Genomic DNA, 21,777 nt, shown 5'->3' with positions numbered 1-21,777 from the left:
ACCGCGCGCATCTCGTCAGCGTCATGACAAAACGCGCCGTCCAAGACTGCGCGTAAACACAGAAACAATAAACCCTAAAGCCCCGGGTAAAACCCCGGGGCTTTTGCTATGGTTTTCTAACCTTCGGTAGCTTTGCAGGTTGCCAATAGGCGCCGGTGTCTTCGCGTGTTTTCTCATAGGCTTCCACGCGGCGCAGGGCGTTTTCTCCGCCGGCTGCGAATAGGTGGCTGAGCAGGCATTCCAGAACGGCCATCGCTCCGGAGAAGCTAGAGAAGTGGTGCATCGACCGCGTACTGATCTGCAGGCTCTTGTCCGGGCGAATACCCGGTGCGATCATGTCGCTGTCCGAGATCAGGATGATCTTCAACCCTCGGTCCGCAGCGAAGCGCATGGTTCGGATCGTCTCGGACGAATAGGGACGAACGGTTATAGCCAGCAGGCAATCATCCGGCCCGGCATCCAGCAGATCGTCGGTTGCGGACCCCATATGGCGCGGGATCAGTTGCAAACCCGGATGGGCCATGCGGCCTGCATAGTGAAAGTAATGGGCGAGCGCGTAGCTTGCGCGCGTTGCTGTGATGAAGCAGCGATTGGCGTTTAAGATAAGCTGGATCACGGCATTTGTTTTCACCGGGTCCATCAAACGTAGGGATCTTGCCACGACGTTCATTTCATTGCGCGCAAACTCCGCCTGAGCGGTGTCGAACGAAGGGTCTGTTCGCTCCTCGCTCAACCAATCCTGATCCAAGTGGGTCTCGCCATCCGTTACCAGGGCTTGTCGAAACGGGCTGCGGAAGGCGTTGTAGCTATCAAAGCCCATCCGTTGGGCGAGGCGGACAAGAACGTTTGAGCTGACACCGATCTTCGTCGCGGTCGTGCGGATCGGGTCGAGGCCAAAGTCGCCCGGATGGTCTATCACATATTTGGCTGCCGCCTGTAATTGCGGCGGCATTTGGTCGATTGATTGCCGGAGAGCAGAGATCAGAGGGCTGAGCGCATCGGTCATAAAACAGAAGAAAACATATGTTTTGAAAATTGCCAATTGAAAACGATCTGGATGAGCGTAGATCGAACCCATACAGAACGGAGAGTTCAATGACGTCCACCGCCCCAAAGCCATATGTCCTTGTTGCCCCCAATGGGGCGCGGCGCGGGTATGCGGATCATCCTCAGCTACCGGTGAGCTTGCGGGAAACCCTTCAAACCGCGCATGACTGCCACGCAGCCGGAGCGGACGGGCTGCATTTGCATGTCCGTGATTCGGAGGGGCGGCACTCTTTAGATGCGGGGCTATATCGGGAAGCCCTGGGCGAGTTGCGCCAGCAGTTGCCCGGTCTGGAGGTGCAGATCACGACCGAAGCGGCAGGGGTCTATGACGTAGAGGCTCAATTCGAGTGCTTGCGGCAAGTGCGCCCCACTTGGGCCTCGATCTCTGTGCGCGAAGTCGCGGAGATGGCGGATCGGGTCTACGGCCTGTGCCATGATCAGGGGACGCGCGTTCAACATATCCTCTATGATGCTGAGGACGCGGCTTTGTTGGCGCGACTACAGGCTGAAGGCGTTGTGAGGGCCGGGCAGGTGGATCGCCTGTTTGTTTTGGGCCGGTATGCGACAGGGCAGGAATCTGTGCCTGACGATCTGGATCAGTTTCCGCTAGAGGGTGGTCCGTGGATGCTCTGCGCGTTTGGGGCAAAGGAACATGCGTGTTTGCTGAAGGCCGCGCGGCAGGGCGGGGATGTGCGTGTCGGGTTTGAGAACAGCCTGACGGATTCCTCGGGTCAAACCTGGGCGAACAACGCGGCATCGGTTGAAGCACTCGTGTCGTTGATCAAAGGAGAACAAGAATGAGCCATGTGTTTCCGCGCCATACCAAAGCCGAGTTGCCCATCGCGGCAGGCGGCGACGGATGTTACCTGATTGATGCCAAGGGCAAACGCTATCTGGATTGTGGCGATGCGGCCGTGTCTTGTTTGGGTCATTCTAGCCGTGCTGTGATTGAAGCTGTTCAGCAGCAGGTTGAGCAGATTGCCTTTGCCCATAGCGGTTTCATGACCTCGGAACCGGCGGAAGAGCTGGCCGATCTGCTGATTCAGCATGCTCCGGGTGATCTGGACCGGGTGTATTTCGTGTCCGGCGGCTCCGAGGCGACCGAGGCCGCGATCAAGCTGGCGCGACAGTATTTTCTTGAGATCGGTCAGCCTGAACGTCGCCATGTGATAGCGCGTCGTCAAAGCTATCACGGCAATACTCTGGGTGCGCTGTCTGCAGGCGGCAATGTTTGGCGGCGGGCACAGTTCGCGCCGATGTTGATCGAGATGACCCATATCTCGGCGTGTTATGAATACGCGGAAAAGCCCGAGGGTGAGAGCAGCTTTGACTACGGTCAACGCGTCGCGAATGAGTTGGAGCAGGAGATCCTACGTCTTGGGCCGGAGACAGTCATGGCGTTCATGGCGGAACCAGTAGTCGGGGCGACCCTCGGTGCTGTTACGGCGGTCGAGGGGTATTTCAAGCGCATTCGCGAGATTTGTGACCAATACGGGGTTCTGCTGATCCTCGATGAAGTGATGTGTGGGATGGGCCGAACCGGGCATCTGTTTGCTTGCGATCACGATGGCGTCGCACCGGATATTCTGTGCATCGCCAAAGGGTTGGGGGCCGGGTATCAACCGATTGGAGCGATGCTCTGCACGGATAAAATCTATCATGCGATCCAACAGGGCTCGGGCTTTTTCCAGCATGGCCATACCTATATTGGCCATCCGGTGGCGACGGCTGCGGCCTTGGCGGTGGTTCGTGAGTTGACCAGCCGAGACCTGCCCGCCCGGGCCGGTGTGATGGGGGGTAAACTTCAGTCAGCGCTGGAAGCGGCTTTTGGTCAGCACGCCAATGTGGGCGATATCCGGGGCCGTGGCCTGTTTCGTGGAATTGAACTGGTCGCGGATCGCGAAAGCAAAACTCCTTTCGATCCGACGTTGGGAGTGGCTGCAAAGATCAAAAAGGCTGCGATGGCCGAAGGGTTGATCTGCTATCCGATGTCGGGAACACGCGACGGCAAGGCCGGAGATCACATCCTGCTGGCTCCGCCCTTCATCATCGAAGAGGAGCAGATAGACGAGCTTGTCACCAAGCTTGGCCGGGCGATCGCCGCCGTGATCTGACAATCCGGTGACAGCCCTTTTCGCCCAACGCAAATTCGGTAAGTTTGACGCGAACTGAGAAGAGGGCGCGGTCGTGGTGCAGGATATTTGGCATAGTTTCCGAGGTTTACCCTTTTGGGTGCAAATCTGGGTGGCCGTGATTTTGGTTCCGGTCAACCTGATGCCGCTGTTCTTTCTAGACCAGCCGCAGGGGGAATTGATTGCCGCTCTTGCGATCACGGGAATGGCGTTGAACCTGCCGATCATGATGGCCGCGCGCGGGATGAGCGGGGCGATGGCCCTTCCGCATCTCCTGTGCTGGGTTCCGCTGGCGATTGTGGTTGCGGGGATGCTGAGCGCAGCAGACACGCTCAACCCCAACTATTTTCGGTTCCTGTGGCTGCTGATGATTGTCGATGTCATCTCGTTGGTATTCGACGTGCGGGATGCAGCCCATTGGATGCGCAACCGGAAAGCGGGATGAAAAAAGCCCCTTCGGAGATCGAAGGGGCTTGGGTATTTGCGGTGATAGGCCGAGTTACTTCTGCGGCAGCGGGCCGATCATCATGATCATCTGACGGCCTTCCATCTTGGGCATATTCTCAACCTTGCCCAGTTCCTTGATGTCTTCGGCGACACGCTCCAACAATTCGCGACCCAGGTTCTGGTGCGCCATCTCACGGCCACGGAAACGCAGGGTGACTTTGACCTTGTCGCCCTTTTCCAAGAACTTATAGACGTTCTTCATTTTGACTTCATAGTCATGCGTGTCAGTGTTGGGTCGGAATTTGACCTCTTTCACCTCGATGATCTTTTGTTTCTTGCGGGCTTCGCTTTCGCGTTTCTGCTGTTCGTACTTGAACTTGCCAAAATCCATGATCTTGCAGACCGGCGGGTTCGCATTGGGCGAGATCTCGACCAGATCAAGGCCGGCATCGGCGGCAAGTTGCATGGCTTTGGCGGGATGAACCACCCCGACATTTTCACCTTCGGCACCAATCAGGCGGATTTCGGGGGCACGTATCTTTTCATTGACGCGCGGGCCAGTGTCTCTCTGCGGCGGCGCGTTGTGGGGTCTGCGAGCTATGGGTTCATTCCTTTGATGATTGCAGAATTTCGAGGTGGGAATTTAGACGGGTGCGCGCAGTGTTTCAAGCAGCATAAAGGCTTAAAGACTGGAATTTCCCAAGATTGAACACAGGAAACAGCTGGCCGGGACCCGATGGACCCGGCCAAACAGGTTGATCAGCCTACAAATGCTTTTTCGATTACGAACTCTTTGGGCTCCGAGTTTGCACCTTCGCGCAGGCCGAATTCCTCGAGGATTTCCTTGATGTCCAGGTTGAACGCCAGCGAACCGCAGACCATCGCACGGTCGGTTTCCGGTTTGATGCCGCCTTCGATCCCCAGATCGGCAAACACGGTGCCGTCTTTCAGCAGGTTTGTGATGCGGCCCATCTTTGGGCTCTCTTCCCGGGTCGTTGTTGGGTAGTACCGGATCTTGTCGGCAAAGCCTTCACCCATCAGCTCGGCCAGCATTTCGTCCTGACGGATGTTTTCGATCAACTGGCGGCCATATTCCAGCTCGGCCACTTCGCGGCAGGTGTGGGTGATGATCACCTCATCGTAGTCCTCATAAGTTTGAGGCTCGCGCAGCAGCGAGGCAAAGGGGGCAAAGCCGGTGCCAGTGGCGAAGAACCACAGGCGTTTGCCTGGAAGCAGGGCGTCATGCACCAGTGTGCCCACGGGCTTGGGTCGCAGGATGATCTGATCGCCGGGCTGGATGTGCTGCAGCTTCGAGGTCAGCGGGCCGTCCTGTACCTTGATCGAGTAGAACTCCAGCTCTTCGTCCCAGGACGGAGACGCAATCGAATAGGCGCGCAGCAGCGGTTTCTGCCGACCGGTTTTGGGATCAGGATCGCCCATCAGGCCGATCATCACGAACTCACCCGAGCGGAAGCGCAGCGTCGCAGGGCGCGTCACCCGGAACGAGAACAGGCTGTCGGTCCAGTGTTTGACCTCGGTCACGGTCTGGGCGTCCGGCAGAACGGGGGCCTTTACGGCGGTTGCTTCACTCACGGGCTTCATCTCTGTCATCGTTTCGCTATCGGTCTGCTAAACCGACATCTCCGTTTAATCTTTGATCCAAGTCAGGAAAAGGGGCGAAATGCCCCTTTAATGTCACAAGCTGGCGATGGCGGGTCAGCCCCGCAGGCGGGCCTGATAGTTGTTTTCTTCCCAGTTGGCACGGGCCAACCACTGATCTTCGGGCTGGCGTGAGGCGAGGGCGTCGTCGATCTCGACTTCGTCAAAGCCGCTGCGGCGGGCCATGGCGTATTGATCGGCCAGAACGTGCCCTTTGGCGCGCAAACGGCCCGTATAGCCTTTCAGGCGCAGCACGCGGGCAATGGTGAAACCGCGACCATCCGCCGAGGACGGGAAGTCCACCCGAACCATCTGGGCGTTGCCGAGACGGTCGATCAGCTCGTCCGGGTCGGTGTCCGAGGCCACATCAAGCGCCACAACATCATTGGCCGCGTCCTCAAGCGTGACAAAGCCGTCGGTCCAGTCATCGGGGGAGAACCCCTCATCCGATACAATTACGTTCATGTTTTCTCTCCGGCGCGCACCATTTTGCCATCGACAAAATGGATGCCGCATTCTTCTTTTTTCTGGTCGCGCCAACGTCCGGCGCGGGGGTCTTCGCCTTCCTTGACCGGAGAGGTGCAGGGCGCACAACCGATCGAGGGGTAACCTTTGGCCACCAGCGGGTGGCGGGGCAGGTTGTTTTCATCCATATAGGCGCGCACGTCCTCGGGCGCCCAATGGGCCAGCGGGTTGACCTTGATCCGGCCAGTGCCGTCCTCGACCTCAAAGAACTCGAGCGCGGCGCGGGTGCCGGCCTGAAACCGCTTGCGACCGGTGATCCAACCGCAATAGCCGGCAAGGGCCTGTTGCAGCGGAAAGGTCTTGCGCAGGTTGCAGCACGCATCCGTATCCCGCAGACGCAGCGCGCCATAGGGGTCTTCACGCTGAATGTCCTCATCCTCGGCGTGGATGATCTTGACGTTCTTCAGGCCGAGGCGTTCGCTGACGTCTTGTTGATATTCAAGCGTTTCCGCAAACAACATCTGGGTGTCAACGAACAGAACCGGCGTCATCTGGTCGACAACGGCAGCCATGTGCAACAGAACAACCGACTCGGCCCCAAAGCTTGAGACCAGAGCCAGATCGTCAATTTCCTCAATCGCTCCGTGCATGACATCATGCGCCGAGTGATGGCGGAACCGGGCGTTCAACGCGTTGACCTTTTCGGTCAGTTCAGCGCGGTCTTTACCCAGTTCCGTCTGGATCAGGTCAAGCGGCATTGGCCTGTGCCTCGGGGTAGAGTGCAGCCTTGAAGGGCGCCATACCGACCCGGCGGTAGGTTTCCAGGAAGGTTTCTTCAGCGCTCTCCCGCTGGTTCAGATAGGTGTCGACGATGCGCTCGATGGCCGGAACGATCTCATCATAGGCGAAGCCCGGACCTGTACGGTCGCCAATAGCCGCGGTCTCGGTGCCGTCGCCGCCCAGAGTGATCTGGTAGTTTTCGACGCCAGCGCGATCCAGACCCAGGATACCGATATGGCCGACATGGTGGTGACCACAGGCGTTGATGCAGCCCGAGATCTTGATCTTCAGGTGGCCGATATCATGCTCCAACTTCAGCTCGTCAAAGCGGGTCGCGATCTGTTCCGCAACCGGGATCGAGCGGGCCGTGGCCAGTGCGCAATAATCCATGCCTGGGCAGGCGATGATGTCGCTGATCAGACCGATATTGGCTGTGGCTAACTCGTGCTCTTTCAGCTTCGCGTGGATCGCGGGCAGGTCCGATTTGTGGACATGCGGCAGGATCACGTTCTGCTCATGGCTGATGCGCAGCTCGTCATAGGCGAATTCTTCGGCCAGATCAGCCATGACGCGCATCTGCTCGGCGGTTGCATCGCCCGGCGTTTTGCCGTGCTTCTTGATTGAGATCGTGACGATCGCGTGGTCCGCGTTTTTATGAGGCGCGATGTTGGTGTCGACCCACGACCGGAAGACCGGATCGTTGGTGTAGGCCGACTCAAAGGAAGCAACCGAACCTCCGCGGAAGGCAGGAGCCGCAAAATGGCCCTTGATCTCTTCGAGCAGAGCCATGTCGGCGCCTTTGAACTGTGGGCGAACCTGCAGGAAGCGCTCGTTGACCTTGGCACGGATGGCGTCGATCCCATGTTCGTGCACGGTGATCTTTATACGTGCCTTGTACTTGTTGTCACGGCGGCCGATCTGGTTCCACACGGAGACAGTGGCTTCCAGATAGGCCAGCAGGTCGTCGAAAGCGACGAACTCGGACAGTTCCTTGCCGATCATCGGGGTCCGGCCCAGACCACCGCCTACGATCACGCGGGCGCCCAGAACGCCGTCACGCTCAACCAGTTGAAGGCCGATATCGTGCGCTTTGATCACGGCGCGGTCGTTTTCCGAGCCCGTGATGGCGATCTTGAACTTACGCGGCATGAACTGGAATTCCGGGTGGTCAGTCGACCACTGACGCAGCAGTTCGGCATAGGGGCGCGGGTCTGCGACTTCATCCGCGGCGGCACCGGCGAAATGGTCGGCGGTCACGTTGCGGATCGTGTTGCCCGAGGTCTGGATGGCGTGCATGCCAACCTCAGCCAGCGCGTCCAGCATATCCGGCACGTCTTTCAGTTTCGGCCAGTTGTACTGGATGTTCTGACGGGTGGTGAAATGGCCATAGCCCTTGTCCCACTTCTCGGCCAGCAGAGCCAGTTGGCGCATCTGCGCGCTGGACAGCGTGCCATAGGGAATAGCAACCCGCAGCATATAGGCGTGCAACTGCAGATACAGACCGTTCATCAGGCGCAGCGGCTTGAATTCATCTTCCGTCAGTGAGCCGTCGATGCGGCGTTCGACCTGTGCACGGAACTGACGGTTGCGCTCGGCCAGGAATGCTGTGTCAAACTCGGAGTAGCGATACATGTGTAGCTGTCCTTAAATGCAGCCCCGAAACCTTGGGGCCTAAATGGGGAGATAGGGGCCGGAGGTCAGGCCCGGGGCTGCGACTGTGTTTCCTGCTTGCCATGGGCATAGTTCGAGGGTCCGGTGCGGCGGAACTCCTCTCGGAAATGGGTGGGTTCGGGGCCGTTTTCACCAGCCGCGGCATCGGCCAGATACGCGCCGACGATCTTGTTCGCCTGACGTGCCGCATCCAGCAAACGGACCTGCGCATGTGCTTCGTCGGTGATCAGCTCGGCCTCGGACAGTTCACGCGACCAGCGGTCATCTTCGGTCTGATAGATCACGTCGCCTTCCAGCAGATCGTTAGCGGTGACAACTTTGGGCGTAAAAGCGCGGGCCATCAGGCATGCTCCTTTTTGAATTCGGTCAGGGCCAGGGCCGCTTGGCGCGGGGCGAGGCCATAAAACATAAGGGCTGGGCCTTCCATCTCGGCAGCAGCCAGATCTTTCGGCAAACGATCCAGATTGGTTTCCATAATGCGTTGGTCGAGGCGCGAGGCGTTCTCGATCAGCGTCACAGGCGTCTGGCGGTCGGCACCGTGCATGATCAGGCGGCCCTGAATGAACCGCGCTGATTTCTTGCCCATATAGACCGCCGCAACAGATCCTTCGCGCGCAAGGGCGGCCCAGTCGTGATCCGCGAACCCCTTCATATCGTGGCCGGTCAGAAATCGAACCGAGGAGTTGCGACCACGACGCGTCAGGCTTTGACCAATCCCGGCCACGGCGGCAGAGGCCGCAGTGATACCCGGCACAATCTGCCACGAGATACCTGCGGCCGCGACGGCCTCAATCTCTTCGTCCAGACGTCCGAAAACGGTCGGGTCGCCGGATTTCAACCGCACAACACGCTGGCCTTTGAGAGCATGTGAGACCAGCAGCGCGTCGATGTCGTCCTGTTTCCACGAAGGCCCGAAACCGGCCTTGCCCACATCGACCAGAACGGCGGACTGACCAGCCAGTTTCAGAACCTCTGCGCTGATCAGGCGATCATGAAGCACGACATCGGCCCGCTCAAAGGCTTTGACCGCCTTGAGCGTAAGCAAATCCGGATCACCGGGTCCTGCGCCGACAAAATCGACGTGGCCTAGGATATGTTGTGACTCCGACTGCGCCATCTTCTGTTCCAGTTGGTTTGACTTGTCCTGATATATAGGAAATATTCCCAGTATAGTGCCATATGTCGTGCCAAATAAGAACATTTGTTCTTTTGGATTTGAAATTTGGAACGCTGGTTTCGAAACGTAAGGAAAATTGGAATGTCGGTGCGAATAGACGACACAGATCGGAAAATTCTGGCTGAGCTGCAGCGCGATGCCAGCCAATCTCTGGACGAAATAGCGGCCCAGGTCGGCAGTTCCAAGACGCCTGTTTGGAATCGAATCCGCAAGTTGAAGGGTGCCGGTATCATCGGTCAACAGACCGTTTTGCTTGATGCCGAAGCGCTGGGTTTCGAGGCCACGTTCTTCGTCTTGATAAGGACCTCTGAGCATGAGGCCGAATGGCAGCGCAAATTCCTGAAGGCCCTGCGCGATCAACCCGAAGTCCAAGAGGCCCATCGGCTGGCAGGGGACATCGACTACATCCTGAAAGTGAGAGTCAAGAATGCCCGTGCCTATGATCAGTTCTACCAACAACTGATCTCAGAGGTGCGTGTTCACAACGTGACTGCCCTTTTGTCGATGGAAGAGATCAAGTCGACCACGATGCTGCCTCTCAACGCTTTAGTGGAAAGCTAGGAAGAGATTGGGGGGCGCTGCCCCCGCCGCCCCTCAAGGGGCGACTCCCCCGAGATATTTTTAGCCAGATGAAAAAGGATCTCATGCTTCATCTGGCCCTAAATATCCCCGCCGGAGGCATCGCGCGCCCGCGCGATTTTCCTGAATCTTTCGCCCGCCCGGAGGCAGATTTGTATCGCCTTCGCGATGGGTTGCAGTCTGGCGCAAAGCTTTTTGGAAGTTGTGCAGGCTTGCCATAAGACGCCGCCAATGCAAGACCTTAGGACATGCAACGCATTTTGGTCATTGCCGGATTTCTAATGATGGTCGGAGTTTTGTCTTCGGCTGTATGGTTCTACGGCTACCGGCAGGCTGTGTTTCAACTCAGCGAAAAGGCCGAGGCGGATTTGGATCTGGCGGCGGATCGGTTGACGACACAGTTGCAAGTCTATCAGGAACTGGCGGTGCTGATGGCCAGCCACCCCGTGCTTGAAGATCTCAATACGCTATCCGGTCGGGCCACCGCACAGGCTTTGCTATTGGAGGTCGCGGATAAAACGGCGGCGGTCGATGTAATTTATGCCGACCGGTCCGGGACGGTTCTGGCTTCTGCGCATGAAGGTGTCGCAAGCTCGGTCCAAGACAATCCAGCTTTCATACGCGCTATGCAAGGCGCATTGGGTAGCGCACATGGTATTCTGCCGGGACCCGGCAATCGCATATTCACCTATGCTGCACCCGATTTCGATGAGAGCGGTGCGGTGATCGGGGCTTTGATCGTGATTGCTGACGTTGAGGATATCGAACAAACTTGGCGTGGCAGCACCGAAGCGGTGTTCTTTGTCGACTACTCCGGCGTGGTCTTTATCTCGAACCGGCTGGAGTTGCTGTTTTGGCAACGCGTGGGCGCAGAGATTGGCTTGACCCCTCCGGATGGTGAGACGGTTTCTTTTCAGGCGCGGAGCTTGGGGCCGTATGAACTCTGGACGCTGGATTGGAGTCCATATCTGCCGCGCAGAGCTTTGCATCTTGTCAAGGAATTGCCGGTCATCGGCATGACTGGTGAGGTCTTGATGGATGTTGCTCCGGCCCGGCGACTGGCGGGTTTGCAGGCCGCGACAGTCGCAGCCCTCTGTTTGGCTTTTGGCGCGTTGTTATTTCTGGCGACCGAACGGCGGCGTACGCTGACAGAGGCAAACGCAGTGCTGGAGACCCGTGTGGCAAAACGCACCAAAGATCTGACGAAAGCAAACGCTGCGCTGCGCCGCGAGATTGCAGAGCGGCAGGAGGCCGAAGCCGCCCTAAAACGCGCGCAAGCCGATCTTGTTCAGGCTGGTAAGCTGAGCGCTTTGGGACAGATGTCCGCTGGGATCAGCCATGAATTGAACCAGCCTTTGATGGCCATCCAGCAGTTTGCCGACAATGGCTCAGCCTTTATGGAGCGGGGTAAATCCGAGAAAGCCGCAGAAAATCTGGGTCGAATTTCCCAGATGGCGACGCGCATGGCGCGGATCATCAAGAACCTGCGCGCATTTGCTCGCAATGAAAGCGAACCGATGGGGCGCGTGGATCTGGTGCAGGTTATGAACGCTGCTGTTGAGTTGACCGAGGCTCGGCTTCGTTCCGAAAACGTCTCGCTGGACTGGACCGCGCCCGAACATCCTGTCTTTGCCTGGGGTGGCGAGGTCCGTTTAGTGCAAGTTTTTGTGAACCTGATCAACAACGCAGCCGATGCAATGAGCCAGCAGGAAGATCGCCGTATTCAGATCGAGATTCATCCCGGCGAAAGGCTTTTAGTTACCGTGCGGGACATCGGACCGGGGATTGAGAACACGGAAAAGCTGTTCGAGCCATTTTATTCCACCAAGGCCGTTGGCTCTTCAGAAGGAATGGGGCTTGGGCTTTCGATCTCCTACGGTCTGGTCCAGAGCTTCGGGGGCAACATCCGTGGGATCAACACGGAAGAAGGGGCAGAGTTCACGGTCGAGTTGGAGCCTTGTGAGAAGGAAAAGGCGGCATGACTCGGGTCGTTTTGCTGGTGGACGACGACGCTGCTGTGCGTGAGGCATTGGCCCAGACCCTCGAACTGGCGGAGTATCAACCGATTGCGGCGGGATCTTTTGTGGCGGCCAAAGACCACATTCGATCTGATTTCCCGGGTGTAATCCTGTCAGATATCCGGATGCCCGGGCGGGATGGCTTTCATCTGCTTAGTTACGCACAAAAGATCGACCCGGAGTTGCCGGTGGTTTTGCTGACGGGTGAGGGTGACATTCCGATGGCGGTTCAGGCCATGGGGCAGGGGGCGTTCGACTTTTTGGAGAAACCCTGTGCTGCGGCGGACCTTCTGGCGGTGCTGGACCGGGCGTTTGATGCCCGAGCGCATATCATCCAACAACGCGCGCTTAAATCAGAGCTGGAACGCGGAGACCCTGCGGCGCGGCTTTTGTTCGGCCTCTCCCCTCAGGCCGAGACCTTGCGTGAGCGGGTGCGCAGTGTTGCTCCGACGGGCGCCGAGGTGCTGGTCACCGGCCCGGCGGGCAGCGGGATTTCCAAAGTCGCCGAGGTCGTGCATCTGATGTCGCCCGTTGGGCAGGGACCTTTCGTCAAACGCGCGGCGGCTGGGTTGAGTGTTCAGGACTTCACCCAAGCCTGCGAAGATGCAAAGGGCGGGTCCCTGTTTCTGGACGAGATATCGGCCATGCCGCAATCGACTCAGTATGAAGCGCTGGACGTGATTGAGCGCGGTGCAGGGGCGCGGATTATTGCGGGCACGACCTCGGACCTGTCTGCGATCTCTGCCGAGGGCCGATTCAACGCCGATCTCTACTACCGTTTGGATGTGATGCGGGTGCGCATACCGTCTCTGGCGGAGCGCCCCGAGGATATCCCGACCCTCTTTCGTCACTATGTTGCCCAGGCCGCCGAGCAGGCGGGGATCGCTGAGCCGGACGTGTCACCTGAGCTTCTTGCAGCGTTGATGGCCAGCGATTGGCCGGGCAATGCGCGCTCTTTGATGTCGTCGGCCATGCGGTTTGTTTTAGGGATGCCCGAGGAGGTTACCGAGACGACGGATCTGGGCTTGAACGAGCAGATGGCACGGGTAGAGCGTTCGTTGCTGATCGCTGCGTTGGGGCGGCACAACGGAAAGGCCTCGGACGCGGCGAAGGCGCTGAAGCTGCCGCGCAAGACGTTCTACGACAAACTGGCGCGCTATCAGATTCGGCCCGAGGACTACCGGCGATAGGGGGTACTCCCGCCAGCTTTGCCCGCATTTGCATTCGGTTAAAGCCGTTGGGCCGAGCAGTCCGCCAAGGCGTACTGCGGGTGGTGCCAGAGCGATTCGGGGGTGATTCGAAAAACTGTGCGGGATTCCGCACAGCGCCGTCGAGAGATGTGCGGGATTTCGCACATGTGCGCTAGAGGCCGAACTTCGTGTTTTAGACTTAGGTTGTAATGCTTTGTTGTAAAACGATAAATCTTGACACCGCAAAGTCTGTTACAAATTGTTGTTTCGTCGTGAAGCAGTCGGTTCACTGCCGTCCATACGGTGCCGAGATGGGGCCGATGAGACAATTCGAGGAAGTCTGGGAGGAAAACAGATGAAATTCCTAACAACAGCAGCCACAGCGCTGGCTTTGACGGTAACGGCGACGGCGGGCATGGCTGCGTGTGACGACGGTGAGATCGTTGTGAAGTTCGCGCATGTGACGAACACCGACAAGCACCCAAAGGGCATCGCAGCGTCGCTGCTGGAACAGCGCGTCAATGACGAGATGCAGGGCGTTATGTGCGTTGAAGTTTATCCGAACTCGACGCTTTACAATGATGACAAGGTTCTTGAGGCGATGCTTCAGGGCGACGTTCAGCTGGCCGCACCCTCGCTGTCCAAATTCGAAAAGTTCACCAAGCAGTTCCGCCTGTTCGACCTGCCTTTCATGTTCAAGAACATTGACGCAGTGGATGCCTTCCAGGCCTCGGATGCCGGTCAGGCAATGAAAGACAGCATGCAACGCCGCGGTCTGCAGGGGCTGGCGTTCTGGCACAATGGCATGAAGCAGATGTCGGCGAACAAGCCGCTGGAAACTCCGGCTGATGCAGATGGTCTGAAGTTCCGCGTTCAGTCCTCGGACGTGCTGGTTGCGCAGATGGAAGCTATCGGTGGCAGCCCGCAGAAAATGGCGTTCTCGGAAGTTTATGGCGCGCTGCAACAGGGCGTTGTCGACGGGCAGGAGAACACCTGGTCCAACATCTACGGCAAGAAGTTCTTTGAGGTGCAGGACGGTATCACCGAGACCAACCACGGTATCATCGACTATCTGGTCGTGACCTCGGTGGATTGGCTGGACAGCCTCGACCCCGAAGTACGTGACCAGTTCCTGACCATCCTGGCTGAAGTCACCGAGACCCGCAACAAAGAGGCCTTTGCCGTGAACGAAGCCGCCAAAGCCTCGATCACCGAAGCGGGTGGCATCATTCGTCAGCTGACGCCCGAGCAGCGTCAGGCCTGGGTCGACACAATGAAGCCGGTTTGGGACCAGTTCGCGGATGACGTAGGTCAGGACAAGATCGACGCCGCTCAGGCCATAAACGCTGGGTTCTGATCCCGGTTCAGGCCGCGCGCTGGGGACTGGGGAGTAATCTGCGCGCAGGCCGGGCGGGCCAAACAAAGGCCCGCCCCAACACTCTCATCATCATAAAAAATGTGGGGACAGATAGATGTCTGGTGCGAAATCCGGCCCGGCTGGGCTGGTCGACCATATCGAAGAAACCCTGATCGCGGTGCTGCTTGGCCTGATGACGGCCGTGACCTTTGCCAACGTGATCGCGCGGTTCTTCTTCAACTCGAATATCCTGTGGGCGCTTGAGCTTACGGTCTTCCTGTTTGGATGGCTGGTGCTTTTGGGGGCGTCCTACGCCGTCAAGAAACACGCCCATCTGGGCGTTGATGCCATCCTGAACATGCTGGCCCCTGCGCCGCGTCGGATTCTAGCGCTGATCTCTGTGGCCTGTTGTCTGGCGTTTTCGTTGCTGTTGCTGAAGGGGTCCTATGATTATTGGGCTGTCTTCGCGGATCTGCCGCCAACCTCGGGACGCTGGTTTCCCACGGGTCTGAACTTCGACGCGCGCAGTCAGAGCTTTTACGAGGTTGACGATATCCCGATGATCGCGCCGTTCCGCTTTCTGGAGGACTTAATCAACTACGGCGAATATTACGAAAAGCTGCCCAAAGTTGTTCCTTACTTCATCCTACCGCTGTCGATGTTGCTGCTGGTGATCCGCTTTGCGCAGGTCGCTGTGCAGATCTGGCGTGGTGAAGCGGACCGTCTGGTCGCCAGTCACGAGGTTGAGGACGAGATCGAAGAGGTTCGTGCGCAGCAAGGAGAGCATGACTAATGGACGTTGTACTTCTATTTTCCATGGTCATCGGCCTGCTGCTGATCGGGGTTCCGATTGCGGTGGCACTTGGCCTCAGCTCGACCCTGTTCCTGCTGATATACTCAGACAGCTCACTAGCTTCGGTTGCAGGCACGCTGTTTGAGGCGTTCGAGGGGCACTTCACCTTGCTGGCGATCCCGTTCTTCATCCTCGCGTCGTCCTTCATGACGACCGGTGGGGTGGCACGGCGGATCATCCGGTTTTCGATTGCCTGTGTGGGACACCTTCCGGGCGGTCTGGCGATTGCGGGCGTGTTTGCCTGTATGTTGTTCGCAGCGCTTTCGGGGTCTTCTCCTGCAACAGTGGTGGCCATCGGCTCGATTGTCATCGCGGGAATGCGTCAGGTTGGCTATTCCAAGGAGTTCGCCGCTGGTGTTATCTGTAACGCCGGTACGCTGGGTATCCTGATCCCGCCGTCGATTGTGATGGTTGTCTATGCGGCCGCCGTTGAGGTCTCGGTCGGGCGTATGTTCCTTGCAGGGGTCATCCCTGGCCTGATGGCGGGTTTGATGCTGATGATCACCATCTACGTCATGGCCAAGGTCAAGAACCTGCCCAAGGGCGATTGGAAGGGTTGGGGTGAAATCTTTGTCTCTGCCCGCGAGGCCGGTTGGGGCCTGTTCCTGATCGTGATCATCCTCGGCGGTATCTACGGGGGCATCTTTACCCCAACTGAGGCTGCTGCGGTGGCTGCTGTCTATGCCTTCTTCATCGCGAGTTTTGTCTACAAGGATATGGGCCCGCTTAGCACCGAAGAAGGTACGCAGAACCTGTCGCTGCTGAAAAAACCCTATGCGTTGCTCACGGCTTTTTTCCACCCTGATACCAAGCACACGCTGTTCGAGGCCGGCAAGCTGACCGTCACGCTGTTGTTCGTGATCGCCAACGCGCTGATCCTCAAGCACGTGCTGACGGATGAGCAGGTGCCGCAACATATCGCCAGCGCCATGCTGTCGGCCGGGCTGGGTCCGGTGACCTTCCTGATCGTGGTGAACGTGATCCTGCTGATCGGTGGTCAGTTCATGGAGCCCTCGGGCTTGCTGGTGATCGTGGCACCGCTGGTGTTCCCGATCGCGATCGAGTTGGGTATCGATCCGATCCATCTGGGGATCATTATGGTGGTCAACATGGAGATCGGGATGATCACGCCTCCGGTCGGACTGAACCTGTTCGTGACCTCGGGCGTTGCCGGGATGCCGATGATGGGCGTTGTGAAGGCCGCGCTGCCGTTCCTGGCTGTGCTGTTCGTCTTCCTGATCATGGTGACGTATATCCCGTGGATATCGACCTTCCTGCCCAACACCTTCATGGGACCGGAAATCATAACGAACTAGAAATGGCTATCGAGTGCGAACCGGGCGAGTTTTCTCGCCCGGTTTTTTCGTGCCTTGAAGAAGGGTGCAGAGTACCTAACTAGAGCGTCAGAGGACGACCTCCCCACAAAGGGTGATCATTCGGGACGACCCGAAAATCTAAAAGGGGTCCTCGATGTCCTGGATTTTTCTTTTACTTGCCGGCCTGTTGGAAATTGTCTGGGCCGTTGCCATGAAGCAATCGGCCGGTTTCACGCGGATTTGGCCCACGGCTGTGATGGGCGTTTCAATGATCGGGTCCTTCGCGTTACTGGCGCTTGCGATGCGAACCCTGCCACTGGGGACGGCCTATGTAATCTGGACAGGTATTGGCGCGGTAGGCGCGTTTCTGGTTGGCATCATGTTTCTGGGCGAGGCCGTCACCGCCACGCGTATCTTCGCAGCAGTTTTGATTGTTGCGGGCCTGATCACGATGAAACTGGCCTGAGGGTCCTTAGGCCGTTTCCAGCGCTTCAACGATGCCCGAGAAATCGGCTGCTTTCAGGCTGGCCCCACCGACCAACGCGCCATCCACATTGGACACGCCAAAAATCTCGGCTGCGTTGGACGGTTTGACCGAACCACCATAGAGCAGACGCACCGAGCGCCCGACGCCCTCGCCAAAACGGCGCTCAAGTCGGGCGCGGATGAAGTCATGGACCTCTCCGATCTCGTCCAATGTCGGAACCTTGCCGGTGCCGATGGCCCAGATCGGTTCGTAGGCGACAATCAGGTTCTCACCGGTGGAGCGGTCCGGGATCGACCCCGACATCTGACCTCCGATGATGTCCAGCGTATTGGCGGCCTCGCGCTGTTCAAGGCTTTCGCCGACGCAGATGATCGCCTGGAGGCCAGCCTCCATCACGGCGTTGGCCTTGGACCGCACATCTTCGTTCTGTTCGCCATGGTCCTCGCGCCGTTCGGAATGCCCTAGAATCACGGCAGTGGCCCCGGCGTCTTTCAGCATCTCGGCGCTGGTGTCGCCGGTATGCGCACCCGAGGGTGCGGCGTGGCAATCCTGTCCACCGACGGCAACGCCCGTGCCTCGGGTGCGTTCCGCGGCCCGGTGCAGCAGCGTGGCGGGGGGGCAGATCAGAACATCAACGCTGGGCGAGGGGTGTTTCAGGGCCAATGCGTCCAACTCGCTCAGCGCAGCGCTGGTTCCGTTCATTTTCCAGTTTCCAGCCGCCAGTTTGCGCCGCATCTCCGCGTCTCCCTTGTCGCTATCTTGAGGTTTTTCCATGCGATATCACCCTTGGCCCGGCCTTACAATTCCGGTTGCAGTTCTGATACTGGAAAGGCAGGGTCCGCGCAGCGATTCCGAGGGTCCCATGATCGACAAACTTAACCTTGAAAAATTGGACAATCAGGACATTGATGAGCTTGCCAGATTGCTGCGGGCCGTCGGACAGGTGGGGTTTCTGACCGTCGGCAACACCGGGCTGAGCGCCGAGCGGGTTCAGGACGTGATTGAGGCCTACAACGCCTTTTTCCATTTGCCTGAGCAGGAGAAGAAGTCGGTCGATATGGCTTCAACCGGGTCGAACCGGGGCTGGGGCGCGCCGAAATCCGAACAGGTCGATCCAAACGCAAATCCCGATTTCAAGGAAGTGTTCGATTGCGGTTTTGAACTGCCTCTGGAAAACCCATATCGCGTTGAGAATCTCAGCGTCTATGCCCCTAACCTTTGGCCCACGAAGCCCGAGGGGTTCCGAGAAGCTATTCAGTCCTACTACACCGACGCCTGCGATGTCGCGATGCGTGTTCTGCGCGCAATTGCGGTTGCTCTGGGGCGCGGCTCGGACAGTTTTGACGACGCTTTTGACACGCCCATGGCTTTGCTGCGCGGCAACTACTACCCGCAGCGCCCAGATTGGGCCGGAGAGAAGGATTTCGGAATCGGCGCGCATACCGACTATGGCTGCGTGACCCTTTTGGCGACCGATGGCACGGCGGGGCTTGAGGTGCGGATGCCCGATGGCAGCTGGGAAAAAGTCGAAGCCGAACCGGGCGTGTTCATCATCAACTTTGGTGAAATGCTGGAATTCTGGACCGCTGGGCGCGTCAAAGCGACCGAGCATCGGGTGGTTGGCGGCACGAAGGAGAGGATCTCGGTCCCGCTGTTCTTCAACCCGTCCTACCACACGAATGTGGCCCCTCCGACGTCAGATCAGGTGATCACTGCCGGAGAGCACCTGACCCGGCGGTACAACGAGACCTACGTTCACTTGAATGCAAGTTAGGATTGCTGGGCGAGGGTTTCGTCGAATTTGATGGATTCGCCACACCCGCAGGCGTCGACCACATTGGGGTTCTTGAACTTGAACCCGGATTCCAACAGCGAGACTTCGTAGTCGATCTCGGTGCCGAACAGGAACATCTGCGCCATTGGGGCAATCATCACGCGCGCACTGTCTTGCTCCACGACCTCGTCATGGGGATCGGCTTCATCCACGTAGTCCATGGTATATTCCATGCCCGCGCAGCCACCTTTCTTCACGCCGATGCGCAGACCGGCATGGCCGCCGGATTTCATCAGGCGGGTGATCTGCTCTGCCGCTTTGGGCGTCATGGTCACGGCTTGTTTGCCGGGGATGCCGAACATCTGAGTCTCCGTCGTCGCGCGATAGATGTAATTTAGGGTCGTCTTTCAGTAGGCTCAAGTCAGAGCGCCCTTAGAAAATGAAATTTGATACTGAAAGGACAGCCGTGTCAGTGTTGCTTTCGCATTGAGGATAGGCATAGCCTGTTTCTGGGTGATCGCAGCCACGCGCTTGAGATCAGAGATCTTTTTTGGGGATAATATATTAAAATGAATAGGGTAGAAGGTAAAGTGAAGGTGAGTTTAAGGGCTTTTTTGGTTGGTGGGAGTCTTGTGGCCCTGTCGGTTCCAGCTACAGCCGATGAAACTCTGAAACGACATCCTATCAACTGCGCAACCGCCGAAGGCGATCTGCGTGCGATTGCAGCTGAGAAGAAACACGCTGAGGACAAGCAATTGGAAAGCGTTGCCGCTATCACTCCTGCAGGCGCTTTGCTGGGTTTGGTGACCGGGACCGAGGGCAAGCGGTTGCAGATGCTGTCGGGCGACTACGTCAAGCAGCTCGATGCGCGATCGGACGAAATCAAGACCAAGTGCGGGGTAAGTTAGGTCTTAAAAAAAAGACCGCCCTCGGGCAAGGGCGGTCCAATTTCGGGGCCGATATCATGGGGGGCGGTGTCTTCCAGTCAGGCCCGTTTGCGAGAGCGTTTGGGAATACAAACACTTGCGCCGCATGTGTCCCGCAGTACTGTGACAGTAGCTCTACACTTTGGTAACAGAAGGGTTAACCTTTTGTGACAAAGGCTTAGCTAGGTGCTGATGCTACATAAAGCCTAGCTCAAGCCGCGCTTCGTCTGACATCATCTCCATTCCCCAAGGCGGTTCCCAGGTCAGTTCGACGTCAACTTCCTTCACGCCAGCGACGGGTTCGATGGCGTCCATGATCCAGCCCGGCATGTCTCCGGCGACGGGGCAGCCCGGCGCGGTCAGGGTCATGATCACCTTAACGGCGTTGTCGTCCTTGATGTCGATCGTGTAGATCAGGCCCAAGTCGTAGATATTGACCGGGATTTCCGGATCAAAGACCGTCCGGCACGCTTCGACCACCGGATCGTACAGGGGGTGTTCAATGCTCGATGGCGCAATCAAGGGTGTGCCTTCTAACTGTTCACTCGGGTGAGTCATCTTTGCCTCGGGTCAGTTGCCTGAGTGTTTATATAGGGAACAGGTCTAGCAGCGTCCAGTCGTGCAGTGACTCTTGGGCGCTGCCTGTGCTTAGTCGTTGATATCACGTTCAAACGTTTTCACCTGCCCATGCGGGTGCGCGAAGGTCTTGCGCAGGGCCAGCCATGCAACCAGCGACAGAACCGCGAAGATCAGCATCAGAATCGGCAGAGAGAGTGCAAGACCCGGGATCAATAGCAGCAGGCCAGTGCCCGCCGCCCCGATGGCGAATCCGAGAAAGATGAACCCGGGCAGGACGATCTCCAGAATGCCGAGCGCCAGAGCGCCCGCCATCCAGATCCACCACGTCATCCAAAACGGGTCAGCCATCATTTAACCCCTTTAAGCATTTTGAACGCATCGCCAAACGCCTCAAGCGCATTGGCCGGCACAACAATCGTCTGTTTACCTGTACCATTGCCCAGAGCGTTCAGAGATTCCACCTGTTTCAGAGCGACCTGGTACTGAGCGGCCTCGATACCGTTGTCCTGAATGGCCTTGGCAACAACGCCGGTTGCATAGGCTTCGGCTTCGGCTTCAATGCGGCGGGCTTTTGCGGTTTGCTCGGCCGCGTAGAGTTCAGCGTCCGCCTGCAGCTCAACCGCGCGTTTCTGACCTTCTGCCTCAGTGACCTGAGCGCGACGCGCGCGTTCAGCATTCAACTGCTGCAGCATCGCATCGCGAGTGGCCTGATCCAGGTTCACGTCCAAAATCTCGGCCCGGGTCACTTCGATACCCCAGTCATCGACAGCGGTTTCGACGCTTGCCTGAATTTGCGCAATCAACTGCGCGCGGTTTGATTGGACCTCATCCAGGTCCATCTTGCCGATTTCGGCCCGTACGATACCTGCGACCGTGGTCGCAATCGCGCCGTCCACATCGCGGATACGGTAGACGGTCTTTTCCGGCTCCAGAATGCGGTAGAAGACCGAGGTGTCGATTTGCACCAGCACGTTGTCCTTGGTGATCGCGTCCTGCGTTGCATTGGGCAGCTGACGCTCAAGAATGGATATTTTGTGACGTGCAACATCGAGAAACGGAACGATAAAGTTAATCCCCGGCCCAAGGACCGAGTGCAGGCGTCCGAACCGCTCCACCACGTATTTCTCAGATTGGGGAACGATTTTGATACCTTTGAAAATAACGACCACCACCAGAATGGCGGCCAACAGGTAAATGATATTCGACGAAAGCAATCCGATGATCTGCTCTTCTGTCATAACTGTCCTCTTTTATTGTGTACTATAGTATACATTTGGGGATTGAGTCGCCCGATTTCAACTCTGGTATGGCGGGAACCGG

General features: G+C 57.9%; 25 protein-coding genes. 12 read left to right on the top strand and 13 right to left on the bottom strand.

What is annotated here, in order from left to right:
- Positions 1 to 106: 106 nt before the first annotated feature.
- The gene (locus tag ACR0NO_RS02290; protein WP_480722828.1) at positions 107 to 1,006 is read right to left on the bottom strand and encodes a MurR/RpiR family transcriptional regulator; all 900 of its coding nucleotides are present in this window, start codon (positions 1,004 to 1,006) and stop codon (positions 107 to 109) included.
- 89 nt (positions 1,007 to 1,095) lie between these two features.
- On the opposite strand from ACR0NO_RS02290, the gene ACR0NO_RS02285 reads away from it, so the two are divergent.
- The 3 genes from ACR0NO_RS02285 (at position 1,096) to ACR0NO_RS02275 (ending at position 3,624) form a co-directional block, all read left to right on the top strand.
- Positions 1,096 to 1,848: a beta-keto acid cleavage family enzyme gene (locus tag ACR0NO_RS02285; protein WP_480722827.1), complete on the top strand. Its 753-nt coding sequence runs from the start codon at positions 1,096 to 1,098 to the stop codon at positions 1,846 to 1,848.
- Positions 1,845 to 3,161 (top strand): aspartate aminotransferase family protein, encoded by a 1,317-nt coding sequence (locus ACR0NO_RS02280; RefSeq protein WP_480722826.1) that lies wholly within the window; start codon positions 1,845 to 1,847, stop codon positions 3,159 to 3,161. The genes ACR0NO_RS02285 and ACR0NO_RS02280 overlap by 4 nt, the downstream gene beginning before the upstream one ends.
- 76 nt (positions 3,162 to 3,237) lie before the next feature.
- Positions 3,238 to 3,624: a hypothetical protein gene (locus tag ACR0NO_RS02275; protein ID WP_480722825.1), complete on the top strand. Its 387-nt coding sequence runs from the start codon at positions 3,238 to 3,240 to the stop codon at positions 3,622 to 3,624.
- A 54-nt stretch (positions 3,625 to 3,678) separates the two neighbouring features.
- Here ACR0NO_RS02275 and infC read toward each other — a convergent pair whose 3' ends face one another.
- The 7 genes from infC to cobA all read right to left on the bottom strand — a co-directional run bounded on the left by infC (position 3,679) and on the right by cobA (position 9,318).
- The gene (gene infC, locus ACR0NO_RS02270; RefSeq protein ID WP_475216281.1) at positions 3,679 to 4,140 is read right to left on the bottom strand and encodes a translation initiation factor IF-3; all 462 of its coding nucleotides are present in this window, start codon (positions 4,138 to 4,140) and stop codon (positions 3,679 to 3,681) included.
- A 245-nt stretch (positions 4,141 to 4,385) separates the two neighbouring features.
- The gene (locus tag ACR0NO_RS02265; RefSeq protein ID WP_480722824.1) at positions 4,386 to 5,237 is read right to left on the bottom strand and encodes a ferredoxin--NADP reductase; all 852 of its coding nucleotides are present in this window, start codon (positions 5,235 to 5,237) and stop codon (positions 4,386 to 4,388) included.
- A 105-nt stretch (positions 5,238 to 5,342) separates the two neighbouring features.
- Positions 5,343 to 5,750, bottom strand: a complete 408-nt coding sequence (locus tag ACR0NO_RS02260) for a DUF934 domain-containing protein (RefSeq protein ID WP_480722823.1) — start codon at positions 5,748 to 5,750, stop codon at positions 5,343 to 5,345.
- A complete protein-coding gene (locus ACR0NO_RS02255) occupies positions 5,747 to 6,508 on the bottom strand; it encodes a phosphoadenylyl-sulfate reductase (RefSeq protein ID WP_170467177.1) in 762 nt (253 codons plus the stop codon). The genes ACR0NO_RS02260 and ACR0NO_RS02255 overlap by 4 nt, the downstream gene beginning before the upstream one ends.
- The gene (locus tag ACR0NO_RS02250; RefSeq protein WP_480722822.1) at positions 6,498 to 8,162 is read right to left on the bottom strand and encodes a nitrite/sulfite reductase; all 1,665 of its coding nucleotides are present in this window, start codon (positions 8,160 to 8,162) and stop codon (positions 6,498 to 6,500) included. Before ACR0NO_RS02250 ends, ACR0NO_RS02255 begins: the two co-directional genes overlap by 11 nt.
- Positions 8,163 to 8,227: 65 nt before the next feature.
- Positions 8,228 to 8,542 carry a DUF2849 domain-containing protein gene (locus ACR0NO_RS02245; RefSeq protein WP_170718074.1) on the bottom strand — a complete coding sequence of 105 codons (315 nt, stop codon included), beginning with the start codon at positions 8,540 to 8,542 and terminating at the stop codon, positions 8,228 to 8,230.
- A complete protein-coding gene (gene cobA, locus ACR0NO_RS02240) occupies positions 8,542 to 9,318 on the bottom strand; it encodes a uroporphyrinogen-III C-methyltransferase (protein ID WP_480722821.1) in 777 nt (258 codons plus the stop codon). The genes ACR0NO_RS02245 and cobA overlap by 1 nt, the downstream gene beginning before the upstream one ends.
- 141 nt (positions 9,319 to 9,459) lie before the next feature.
- Between cobA and ACR0NO_RS02235 the strand changes: the two genes are divergently transcribed.
- The 7 genes from ACR0NO_RS02235 to ACR0NO_RS02205 all read left to right on the top strand — a co-directional run bounded on the left by ACR0NO_RS02235 (position 9,460) and on the right by ACR0NO_RS02205 (position 17,157).
- Positions 9,460 to 9,939, top strand: a complete 480-nt coding sequence (locus ACR0NO_RS02235) for an Lrp/AsnC family transcriptional regulator (protein WP_170373577.1) — start codon at positions 9,460 to 9,462, stop codon at positions 9,937 to 9,939.
- Between the two features lie 266 nt (positions 9,940 to 10,205).
- Positions 10,206 to 11,939: a sensor histidine kinase gene (locus ACR0NO_RS02230; protein WP_480722820.1), complete on the top strand. Its 1,734-nt coding sequence runs from the start codon at positions 10,206 to 10,208 to the stop codon at positions 11,937 to 11,939.
- Positions 11,936 to 13,165: a sigma-54-dependent transcriptional regulator gene (locus tag ACR0NO_RS02225; RefSeq protein WP_480722819.1), complete on the top strand. Its 1,230-nt coding sequence runs from the start codon at positions 11,936 to 11,938 to the stop codon at positions 13,163 to 13,165. Before ACR0NO_RS02230 ends, ACR0NO_RS02225 begins: the two co-directional genes overlap by 4 nt.
- 355 nt (positions 13,166 to 13,520) lie before the next feature.
- A complete protein-coding gene (locus tag ACR0NO_RS02220; protein ID WP_170458080.1) occupies positions 13,521 to 14,522 on the top strand; it encodes a DctP family TRAP transporter solute-binding subunit in 1,002 nt (333 codons plus the stop codon).
- 115 nt (positions 14,523 to 14,637) lie between these two features.
- Entirely contained in the window at positions 14,638 to 15,315 is a 678-nt protein-coding gene (locus tag ACR0NO_RS02215) for a TRAP transporter small permease (protein WP_170373581.1), read from the top strand.
- Positions 15,315 to 16,691 carry a TRAP transporter large permease gene (locus ACR0NO_RS02210; RefSeq protein ID WP_170549035.1) on the top strand — a complete coding sequence of 459 codons (1,377 nt, stop codon included), beginning with the start codon at positions 15,315 to 15,317 and terminating at the stop codon, positions 16,689 to 16,691. The genes ACR0NO_RS02215 and ACR0NO_RS02210 overlap by 1 nt, the downstream gene beginning before the upstream one ends.
- Positions 16,692 to 16,845: 154 nt before the next feature.
- Entirely contained in the window at positions 16,846 to 17,157 is a 312-nt protein-coding gene (locus ACR0NO_RS02205; RefSeq protein WP_480722818.1) for a DMT family transporter, read from the top strand.
- A 6-nt stretch (positions 17,158 to 17,163) separates the two neighbouring features.
- On the opposite strand, the gene tpiA is transcribed toward ACR0NO_RS02205, so the two are convergent.
- Entirely contained in the window at positions 17,164 to 17,913 is a 750-nt protein-coding gene (tpiA, locus tag ACR0NO_RS02200; protein WP_480722835.1) for a triose-phosphate isomerase, read from the bottom strand.
- A 127-nt stretch (positions 17,914 to 18,040) separates the two neighbouring features.
- Between tpiA and ACR0NO_RS02195 the strand changes: the two genes are divergently transcribed.
- Complete coding sequence (locus ACR0NO_RS02195) at positions 18,041 to 18,952, top strand: isopenicillin N synthase family dioxygenase (RefSeq protein WP_480722817.1); 912 nt, start codon at positions 18,041 to 18,043, stop codon at positions 18,950 to 18,952.
- On the opposite strand, the gene ACR0NO_RS02190 is transcribed toward ACR0NO_RS02195, so the two are convergent.
- Positions 18,949 to 19,314, bottom strand: a complete 366-nt coding sequence (locus ACR0NO_RS02190; RefSeq protein ID WP_480722816.1) for a HesB/IscA family protein — start codon at positions 19,312 to 19,314, stop codon at positions 18,949 to 18,951. The two genes, ACR0NO_RS02195 and ACR0NO_RS02190, sit on opposite strands and share 4 nt — an antisense overlap.
- A 270-nt stretch (positions 19,315 to 19,584) precedes the next feature.
- Here ACR0NO_RS02190 and ACR0NO_RS02185 point away from each other — a divergent pair, with 270 nt between their 5' ends.
- A complete protein-coding gene (locus ACR0NO_RS02185; protein ID WP_480722815.1) occupies positions 19,585 to 19,860 on the top strand; it encodes a hypothetical protein in 276 nt (91 codons plus the stop codon).
- Between the two features lie 213 nt (positions 19,861 to 20,073).
- Here the strand turns inward: ACR0NO_RS02185 and ACR0NO_RS02180 are convergent, their stop codons facing one another.
- The 3 genes from ACR0NO_RS02180 to ACR0NO_RS02170 all read right to left on the bottom strand — a co-directional run bounded on the left by ACR0NO_RS02180 (position 20,074) and on the right by ACR0NO_RS02170 (position 21,695).
- The gene (locus ACR0NO_RS02180) at positions 20,074 to 20,436 is read right to left on the bottom strand and encodes an SUF system Fe-S cluster assembly protein (RefSeq protein WP_480722814.1); all 363 of its coding nucleotides are present in this window, start codon (positions 20,434 to 20,436) and stop codon (positions 20,074 to 20,076) included.
- A gap of 90 nt (positions 20,437 to 20,526) precedes the next feature.
- Positions 20,527 to 20,805: an NfeD family protein gene (locus ACR0NO_RS02175; protein ID WP_480722813.1), complete on the bottom strand. Its 279-nt coding sequence runs from the start codon at positions 20,803 to 20,805 to the stop codon at positions 20,527 to 20,529.
- Positions 20,805 to 21,695, bottom strand: a complete 891-nt coding sequence (locus ACR0NO_RS02170) for an SPFH domain-containing protein (protein ID WP_170373587.1) — start codon at positions 21,693 to 21,695, stop codon at positions 20,805 to 20,807. The genes ACR0NO_RS02175 and ACR0NO_RS02170 overlap by 1 nt, the downstream gene beginning before the upstream one ends.
- Positions 21,696 to 21,777: the final 82 nt, after the last annotated feature.

The sequence above is a fragment of the Ruegeria sp. CL3 genome, assembly GCF_056536505.1.
The sequence above is the reverse complement of the archived record's forward strand: the minus strand, read 5'-3'. Positions and strand labels throughout refer to the sequence as shown.